Here is an 8,499-nt window from a genome sequence, read left to right on the forward strand (position 1 = left end):
AGAGTCCGCGGGGGCCGGGGCAGGGGTGCTCGGGGGCGGCGTCGAGGTCGTGTTGCCCGACGGGTCCGTGGCCACCGCCCCCAACGAGCAGGCCGCCGGTGCCGTCCGCAACGCGCTCAGCCAGCAGGGTGTGCCCTACGTCTGGGGCGGGACCACTCCCGGCCAGGGCCTGGACTGCAGTGGCCTGACCCAGTGGGCGTACCGGGATGCCGGGGTCGAGATCCCCCGTCTGGCGCAGGATCAGGGGGTGGGGGCGCAGGTATCGCGGTCGGACCTCATGCCGGGCGACCTGGCGGTGTGGGACGGCCATGTCGCGATGTACATCGGCAACGGCCAGCTCGTCGAGGACGGTTATCTGTCTAGGTGTTGATACACTAGCACCATGGCAGAACGCCGAGCAATCATTTACACCCGCGTGTCGAACGATCCCACCGGCAACGCCCGGTCGGTCGACTCACAAGAGGCCGAGTGCCGCGCCGTCTGCGCCCGCGAGGGTTGGACTGTCGCCGAGGTCCTCACAGACAACGACATGGGCGCATCACGCTGGTCCGGGGTGGCCCGCCCCCAGTACGAACGCCTGGCCGACACCCTCACCGCCGGCGACGTACTCGTCACCTGGGAGGCGAGCCGAGCACAACGTGACTTGGCCGCGTACGTGGCCCTGCGCGATCTATGCGCCGAGCGGGGTGTGTTGTGGTCCTACAGCGGCCGGACCTACGACTTGACCCGAGGTGATGACCGGTTCGGCACCGGCCTCGACGCGCTCATCGCCGAACGTGAGGCCGACCAGATACGGGAGCGCACCCTACGGGGGAAGCGTGCCGCCGCCCAGGCAGGCAGGCCCGCAGGCAGGGCGCCGTACGGTTACCGCCGCACGTTCGACCCCGACACCGGGGCGACAACCGGGTGGGCGGTCCACGCCGAAGAGGCCCCCATCGTGCGAGAAGTGGCGCGCCGGTTCCTCACCGGGGAGACCCTGCGCGGCATTACCGCCGACCTCAACCGGCGCGGGGTGCCCGCCCCCAAGTCTCAGAAGAACGCCCTCGAGCATTGGGTTCCGCGCCGCCTGCGCCTCATACTTGGATCGCCCACATACGCCGGACTGCGCCAACATCGCGGGGAGATCATCGGGGCCGCATCCTGGCCGGCGCTCATCGACGAAACGGACTGGCACCGGATACAGGGCATCCTCGCTGACCCTGCCCGCCGAGTGGGTCCGGGACCGGCCGCCCGGTATCTGTTGTCTGGAATCGCAAAGTGCGGGGTGTGTGGGGCGTCGGTCCGCCACTACTTCCCCAAGTCGGTCGCCTCACCGAAGTACCAGTGTTCGTCCTCGAGAGCGTGCATTGCTCGACGTGCCCAGCCGATTGACGAACTGGTCACCGGCGTGATTGTGGGCCGCTTGGCCATGCCCGATGCGGTCGACGTGTTCACCGCCCCCGAGGACGGGACCGCCGTGGCGCTCGAGGAACTGCGCGCCCTACGGGACCGCCTGGACTCATTCGCGGATGCCGCGGCGGCCGGTGAGGTGTCCGCGCCGGCGTTCGCCCGCATCGAGGCCCGCCTACTCCCCCAGATCGCCGACGCCGAACGCCGCGCCACCGCAGGCGCCACAACCCCGGTTGCCGAGCTGGTGACCGCCGAGGACGTCAAGGCCGCGTGGGATGCCCTGCCGATTGAGTCCAAGCGCACGGTTGTGCGTCTACTGCTCGAGGTCACCGTGAACCCGTCCACGGTGGGCACCCGCCGATTCAATCCCGAAGACATCGCAATCAAATGGAAGGCATGACATGAGTAGGAGAAAGCCCCGCCCCTGGATTCCTACTGGCCCCTATGTGCCGTTGCTGTGTACGGGGAAGGGTTCGCACCGGAGCTATTACTTCGGGTCATACTTCACGCTGACTGGGGGGCGGGTCGAATGGTGGCTGTCGCCCACGCCCCGGCTCCGACTGAAGAAAAACGGATACACCGTAGACGCCCACCGCATGACGTTCCCTCGAGACAACTACGACCCCTTTACGGGTGGTAGCAGGGGGTACCGAATTGAAGAGCACTGCGGAGATTGCGGAAGGGATTTCCAGCGTCTCGACGACAAGTTCTATGACGAAGTCAAGAAGATACTAACCAGTGGCGTGACGGTGCTTGATATATCGTGGCTCGAACGGTAGCGTAGCTGCTAATAGTTCTGATGCGGCACCCGTGGGGGTGCCTACGCCGTGGGCGGAATCCATCGTGAACCGGTTGTGTACGGGCCGCTAACTCCGACAGGCTGAGACACCTTCACAGGGTGTGTGATTCCACACGCCCTAAGGAACCAAAGGTGTCCATTCACCCCGAAGTAGCGAAACATCGCGCTCGAGTCGCATCCCTGACACGCTCTCGCACCGTCGACGATCCCGACCTCATCGCGGCACGTCGAGACCTGGCCGCCGCAGCGGCAACCAGTCACATCGAACGCATACTCGCGACCGCGCCGCCCCTGAGCGACGACCAACGACGTCGTCTCGCCGGCCTATTCGCCGGGGGTGCATCGAAGTGACGACAAACGAAAACGCCCCCGCGAGCAACGAGGGCGCTTCCAGACTCCATCAGCCTGCCGTCGATTCTACCCCGTCCGTGCACCGGTCGCAGATCACCGACCAGCTCGACCGCTTCAACTCGGCATGGGTTGCGCAGGGGCATCCGCCGATCCAATACCGGGGCGGCACCGGCGTAACGCAGCTCCCGCCCGCTGGCCCCGCATCCGATACATGCCGACTGCTGCTGTGCGGTGCCCTGTGGACCTCACCAGCGGTCGTGAACGACGCCGCCGCCCTCATACACCCCGACGACCTGGACGAGCCGCACAGGACGATCTGGGCCGCAATAGTGACGCTGGCTGGACGTGGCATCACCGGGCCGCAGGCAGTCAAAGATGAAATCATCCGCACCGGGGACGCCTCTCAGATGGTGCGTGACGAGCTTTTGCAGGCGATGCACGCCGGCGGGGTTCCCGAAGCGCTCAACTACTACTGCGCGCAGATCTTGGCTGACCGTTTCCGCCGCGCCGTCGAGTCGTACGGGACCGGGGCCGTGGGCTGGGCTGCCACCGCGTCCGAGGACGAACTGTGGGAACTCATCGTGACCGGGGGGACTCGTCTCCGCGGCCTGCACGACCGGCTCACCGCTGCCCGTAAGGGGGCCGGCCATGCTGACCAGTAATCCATTCGCTGACGAGGTTCTCGTCCCCGAACCGTCACCACTGGACGTAATCCGCACCGGGGCATGGCTCGACGCTCAATCATTCCCGCCTGTCGCGTGGTCCGTTCCCGGCCTCGTCCCCGAGGGGTTCGGCTTGCTGACCGGTGCGCCGAAGATCGGTAAGAGCTGGGCCGCGCTCGGTGTGGGCCTGGCCGTCGCTGCCGGGGGGAAAGCCCTGGGCCGGATCGACGTGGGTACCCCTCGCCCGACGTTGTACATGGCGTTAGAGGACGGGGAGAGGCGTCTACAGTCACGCGCCCGGAAACTGCTGGGAGACGATCCGATCCCCAGCCTGTTCCACTACGCCACCGACACGGGACTGACCCCGATCACGCGTGTCATCGGCGCGTGGCTGGACGAGTACGGGGACCGCGACCCGCTGGTCATGCTCGACACCCTGGGACGGGTGATGCCGTCCGCACGTGCCGGTGAGAGCGCATACGAACGCGATTACAGGATCGGCGCTGACCTCAAGAGGCTGACCGACGAGAATCCGGGCGCGACGCTCCTCGTCGTGCACCACGTCCGCAAGGCCGAGGGCGCGGATTGGATGGACAGCACCAGTGGCACCAACGGACTCAACGGGGCCGCTGATTTCACCCTCAACTTGTCGAGGTCACGCAACAGTGACGAGGGCGTAATCCGCGTGACCGGCCGCGATGTCGCGGAAGCCGAGTACGCGGTGACGATCACCGATTGTGCGTGGGTGGTTGACGGCGACGACCTCGCAGACGCCGCACGCCAGGCAGAGACACGGACGGTCACCGAGGGATTGGGGGACCATGCTGCCGAGATTGTCCGTCACGTCAACGCCAGCAGTGGCGAGGTGACGCCGGCCGAGGTTGCGGACGCGCTGGGGATGGACCGGGGCAAGGTGCGGACGTACCTACGGCGTGCCGCCGAAGCGGGCAGGATCGGTAACCCTCGACGCGGTATCTACACCCCTGTTACATCTGTAACAAGTGTTACTTCCGCAGGTCAGAGCCTTGACGATGTTACGTCGAGTGTTACATCCGGTGTTACTTCTCCCGCTGACGAAGAATCGAAAGATACACAAGTAACACATGTAACACGGTCTGTAGGTAGTGGTCCGTCGTGCCGGGTGTGCGGTCAATCCATCTTGATCCCTGACGGTTCCGGTATCTGCGCCCGCCGCGATCCTGAGCACGACTTCGCGAGGGGTGCCTGATGCCCGACCTACGTCCCCTCGCCCCGATCCTCGACGGCCACCTGAGCGCCGACGACCTCGCCGCGATAGGCGACGTTCTCCACGAGTGGGCCGGCGTCGGCCTGCACCAGGCCACCGTCGACGACCTGGCCGAGGCCCGCGCCCACCAAAAGATTTACCTCGACGCGCTCGAGAAGCAACACGCCCGACGACACGCTGCCGCCGGTGTTGTGTCCCTCGCCGCCTACAGGAAGGCCCGCCGATGATCCCCGACCCCGACACGTTCGCCTCCGCCCGCTGTGTGGGCCGCTGGGCCGACTGGGAGACCGACCGGATCGAGGGGGAATCCCCGGCCGACCGTCTCGAACGCCTCAAGTGGGCCGCTGCCCAGTGCCAGCGATGCACCGCGTTCTCAGCCTGCCGGACGCTGGCCGACCGAACACCGAAGATGCACCGCCAGCACCACGTGTGGGCCGGAACCGTCCCCTCAATCCCTAAGGACAAGCCATGAGAACTAAGCCCGGAAACGTGACCCCGGTCGTCCGTACACACCCCCCGCATTACCGCAACGAGATTGTGCTCGAGCTGGGGAACCTTCACTACGAGATGACCGCCGACGAGGCACACGCCCTGGCAGATGCCTTGGTCGATGCCGCCGAGCTTTCCCAGGAGACCGCATGAACCACCGCACCAAGAGGCAGGAGCAGGCCCGTGAATCGTGAACTGCGTGACCGCCTCGTCGATGACGCCCTGCGCCGCTGGTGTGACACCACCCTCGACGCAGCCACCACCACCGACCTCCGTTTAGCGCGTGACCGTCAGGCCGCGTGGATTGACCTCAAGAAGGGGTTCACCAATGTTTGACCCGAAAGCACTCGCTGTTCTTGTCGCCGCGCTGGACGGTCACGACCCGAACGTGACACTGCGCTCGGACGGGGCCGTGGTCTCCACCCCTGGCCGCGGGAAGTCGGACCTCGACCTGGCGACCGAAGACCTACTGCATATGCGGATGCCGGCCGTAGCGGTGCAAGACGTGGCCCGCGCAGCCCTGGCCGTAATCATGGCGACCGCCAACACCTTGGGAGCGGGGGCGTTCGACGTCAATCCCCGCGCCGTGGGAGCCGAACTCAGGTTCATGCTCCAGGCCCTCGCACCGATAGGGGACGACGAATGAGCGTTGTCCGCCTGCCCGGCGGTGACCTTGTCCTCACCCCCTCGCAGGCCCGCCGCCTGACCACAGCCCTCGCAGCGTGCGAGAAAGTGATCCGCCGCCAAGGTGGACGCCTGCCCGCCGATGTTCGGCGCCTGACCGTCGACCTCGCTGCCGCCACAGGCACAACGGAACACACGTTCGATACCAGCGGTGAAGGTATCGACTATGAGCAGATCACCACGGCGACCGCCGCGCAGATACTCGGATGCACCCCGCGCAACGTCCGCTCGCTTGTCGCACGGGGCCGGCTCACCGGCCGCCGCACTGGTGGTGTCCTGCTCGTCGCCCGCGACGAAGTCGAAGCGCGAGCCGACCGCCAGCACCAACACAGACGGCACGATCACGTGGCATGACGTCGAGCTCGTGAAGGTGGGGACGTGGCCGGCCTCGACCGGGCCGGTCACGTTCACCCCCGCCGACCTCGCTGCCGCAGTCGCCGCACAGCACACCGACACCTACCGGCTGCCCCGGCTCAAGCTGGGGCACGTCGACCCGGCACCCGGCGCCCCTGCGATCGGGTTCGTCACCAACCTGCGCCTGGCGGATGCGGGCCGCACTCTCATCGGTGACTTGGACGGCATCCCCGCCGACCTCGCCCGACGCCTTCCCACCGAGTATCCCGACCGCTCTATCGAGGGCGTGTTCTCCGACCGCGGATTCCTGCTCGTCGGACTCGCCCTACTCGGAGCTGAACAGCCCGCCGTAGGTGGCATGACCTCACTACGTGGTCTTGTCGCCGCCTCAATCACCAACACCACCCGGCACCGCTGGGTATCCACCCGATAGGAGAACCACCATGCCCCTGTACCCCGGACAGGCCGACCTCAACGGCAACCTCATCACCGTCGACGAGGCCCTCAACCATCCGACCGTCATCACCGAACGCCTCGCGGACCTGACCTTCGACACCGTCCTGGTCGACAAGGTGTTCTCCACCATCGGTCAGCCCGTCACCGGTGGCGCGGTCATCTACTCGCAGACCACCGAGAAGCACCTGTTTGTTGACGGTGTCGCAGACCGCAAGCCCGGCGACGAGTACCCGGTGATCTTCTCCGACAAGCCCGAAGCGCAGCTCGCCCGAGTGCAGGACTTCGGCGGTAAGTTCGCCGTCACCGACGAGGCCCGCCGCCGCAACAACTCGATCGACTTCGACAACTCGGTCACCCGGCTGGCGAACACGATCACCCGCAAGCTCAACTCCCGTGCGATCGAAACCCTCGACGCCGCCCTGGCCACCCTCGACGACGGCGGGGAGATCACCGGCCACAACTGGGCCGCCCTCACCCTCGACGGCGCCACGCCCACCGCTGCCGCGGACCGGCCGACCGCCGACCTCGCCGCCGCGCAGCTCGCAGCCGACGAGGACGAACTCGGGGTCACCTACAGCATGTTGCTGGTCCATCCGCGTCAGCGTGCCGCCCTGGCCACCGCGTACGGGGAGAAGCTGACCGACGTGCTCACCGCCGCCGGCCTGACGATGCACACCTCCACTCAGGTCACCGCCGGCACCGCCTACGTCATCGACCCCGGCACCGTCGGATTCGTCGACTACGAACAGCCCCTCACCACCGAGACGTGGGACGACCGGGAGCACCGCCAGACCTGGCTCCAGTCCTACGCCATGCCCGTCATGGGGGTCACCTCCCCGCGCTCGGTCCGCAAGATCACCGGCCTCGCAGCCTGACCCGAAAGGACACCACCATGAGCTACCAGAATCCCGCCCGAGACCTCTACAACGACGGCTCCGACATCACCTGCCGCGCCACCGCAGGCGTCACCGGCAAGACGTTCGCCGCGATCAGCGGTGCCCGCGTCGACAACCTGATCGGCATCACCACCGCCGCTGCCGGGGCCCGCACCGCAGGCGTGGTCAAGTACGACGCAGGCGCTGACGACCTCGTCGGCATCGCCCGGGGATCCGGCCGCGTCATCACCGTCACCGCCGGCGGCGCCATCACCGCAGGAGACGACATCCAGGTCGGCGCCAACGGTAAGGCCATCAAGGCCACCGACGGTGTCGTCGTGGGATACGCCGTCGACACCGCCACAAGCGGCACCGACGTGCCCGTCTCCCTGCTCTGAGAGGACACCACACCATGAGCATTGAACTGTCAGACGACCAGGTCGCCACCCTCGCCGGAGCACTCGAGCTCGACAATCCCGACGCCGACACACTCGTCGCCGCGATCCTCGCAGCCCTCACCCCGACCGAGGACGACCCCGACCTCGCCACCGTCGAAGCATCACAACTGACCGAGCTCCAGGCCCTCGCTGCAGACGGCCACAAGTGGCGCGACCGCCAACGCCACGACCGCGCCGAAACCGTCGTCGCCGCCGCCATGGACGCCAACAAGATCACCGCCGCCAGCCGTGACCGGTGGGTACAGCGGATGCTCGTCGACCCCGACGACACCGAGACCACGCTCTCGAGGCTGCCTGCTGACCTGATCCCCCGCAGCGAGATCGGTCGAGGGGGAAGCGACCTCCACGACCACGATCGGGACGACACCCCACGCTGGGTGCGATAACCCCTCACAAGCCCCCGTGGAGCGGACTTCCTGCGCTCCACGGGACCGGCAGGGCACCAAGGGACCAGCGACCCGCCCCGCCACCAGCAAAGCCCCGCGCAGGGCATGGGTTCACCTGCGCGGGGCTTTCGCACGTACAGAGGGGGTGGCCCATTTTCTTGGACCGGGTACCGGCCTGACAGCCCCCCGCCGGAGTCAGGGGCTTTTTTGTACAGGGCCGAAAGTTACGGGTCCCAGGGGGGATATCCCTGGCAACCTGGTGCGCGACCCCCATGCTGGAGGCACTTTTTCCGTCTCACTTCACGCGATGCGCGGGAACTTTCCACCGGGGGAGAGAGACGCCTGACTCC

The 8,499-nt window shown here is 66.9% G+C and carries 15 protein-coding genes; all 15 read left to right on the forward strand.

The annotated features are described in order from the left end of the window. On the forward strand, window positions 1–370 hold a 370-nt coding region (locus G6027_RS07185; protein ID WP_182636576.1), incomplete at its 5' end, for a C40 family peptidase. Between the two features lie 12 nt (window positions 371–382). Continuing rightward, entirely contained in the window at window positions 383–1,789 is a 1,407-nt protein-coding gene (locus tag G6027_RS07190) for a recombinase family protein (RefSeq protein ID WP_182636577.1), read from the forward strand. 1 nt (window position 1,790) lies between these two features. Further along, window positions 1,791–2,168 (forward strand): hypothetical protein, encoded by a 378-nt coding sequence (locus G6027_RS07195; RefSeq protein WP_182636578.1) that lies wholly within the window; start codon window positions 1,791–1,793, stop codon window positions 2,166–2,168. A 367-nt stretch (window positions 2,169–2,535) separates the two neighbouring features. Continuing rightward, on the forward strand, window positions 2,536–3,201 hold the full coding sequence (locus G6027_RS07200; RefSeq protein ID WP_182636579.1) for a hypothetical protein: 666 nt from the start codon (window positions 2,536–2,538) through the stop codon (window positions 3,199–3,201). Beyond that, on the forward strand, window positions 3,188–4,429 hold the full coding sequence (locus G6027_RS07205) for an AAA family ATPase (protein WP_182636580.1): 1,242 nt from the start codon (window positions 3,188–3,190) through the stop codon (window positions 4,427–4,429). Before G6027_RS07200 ends, G6027_RS07205 begins: the two co-directional genes overlap by 14 nt. Then, window positions 4,429–4,674, forward strand: a complete 246-nt coding sequence (locus G6027_RS07210) for a hypothetical protein (RefSeq protein ID WP_182636581.1) — start codon at window positions 4,429–4,431, stop codon at window positions 4,672–4,674. Before G6027_RS07205 ends, G6027_RS07210 begins: the two co-directional genes overlap by 1 nt. Beyond that, the gene (locus tag G6027_RS07215; protein WP_182636582.1) at window positions 4,671–4,919 is read left to right on the forward strand and encodes a hypothetical protein; all 249 of its coding nucleotides are present in this window, start codon (window positions 4,671–4,673) and stop codon (window positions 4,917–4,919) included. The genes G6027_RS07210 and G6027_RS07215 overlap by 4 nt, the downstream gene beginning before the upstream one ends. Continuing rightward, window positions 4,916–5,089, forward strand: coding sequence for a hypothetical protein (locus tag G6027_RS07220; protein WP_182636583.1), 174 nt, complete (start codon window positions 4,916–4,918; stop codon window positions 5,087–5,089). Before G6027_RS07215 ends, G6027_RS07220 begins: the two co-directional genes overlap by 4 nt. 30 nt (window positions 5,090–5,119) lie before the next feature. Next, window positions 5,120–5,272, forward strand: coding sequence for a hypothetical protein (locus tag G6027_RS07225; protein ID WP_182636584.1), 153 nt, complete (start codon window positions 5,120–5,122; stop codon window positions 5,270–5,272). Further along, complete coding sequence (locus G6027_RS07230) at window positions 5,265–5,582, forward strand: hypothetical protein (RefSeq protein WP_182636585.1); 318 nt, start codon at window positions 5,265–5,267, stop codon at window positions 5,580–5,582. The genes G6027_RS07225 and G6027_RS07230 overlap by 8 nt, the downstream gene beginning before the upstream one ends. Further along, window positions 5,579–5,974, forward strand: a complete 396-nt coding sequence (locus G6027_RS07235; protein WP_182636586.1) for a helix-turn-helix domain-containing protein — start codon at window positions 5,579–5,581, stop codon at window positions 5,972–5,974. Before G6027_RS07230 ends, G6027_RS07235 begins: the two co-directional genes overlap by 4 nt. A 10-nt stretch (window positions 5,975–5,984) precedes the next feature. Beyond that, entirely contained in the window at window positions 5,985–6,407 is a 423-nt protein-coding gene (locus G6027_RS07240) for a hypothetical protein (RefSeq protein ID WP_182636587.1), read from the forward strand. Window positions 6,408–6,417: 10 nt separating this feature from the next. Then, window positions 6,418–7,305 carry a major capsid protein gene (locus tag G6027_RS07245; RefSeq protein ID WP_182636588.1) on the forward strand — a complete coding sequence of 296 codons (888 nt, stop codon included), beginning with the start codon at window positions 6,418–6,420 and terminating at the stop codon, window positions 7,303–7,305. A gap of 17 nt (window positions 7,306–7,322) precedes the next feature. After that, complete coding sequence (locus G6027_RS07250; protein ID WP_182636589.1) at window positions 7,323–7,703, forward strand: capsid cement protein; 381 nt, start codon at window positions 7,323–7,325, stop codon at window positions 7,701–7,703. A 14-nt stretch (window positions 7,704–7,717) separates the two neighbouring features. Further along, on the forward strand, window positions 7,718–8,149 hold the full coding sequence (locus G6027_RS07255; RefSeq protein ID WP_182636590.1) for a hypothetical protein: 432 nt from the start codon (window positions 7,718–7,720) through the stop codon (window positions 8,147–8,149). Window positions 8,150–8,499 lie beyond the last annotated feature (350 nt).

The sequence above is a fragment of the Dietzia sp. SLG310A2-38A2 genome, from assembly GCF_014145095.1.
GTDB lineage: Bacteria > Actinomycetota > Actinomycetes > Mycobacteriales > Mycobacteriaceae > Dietzia.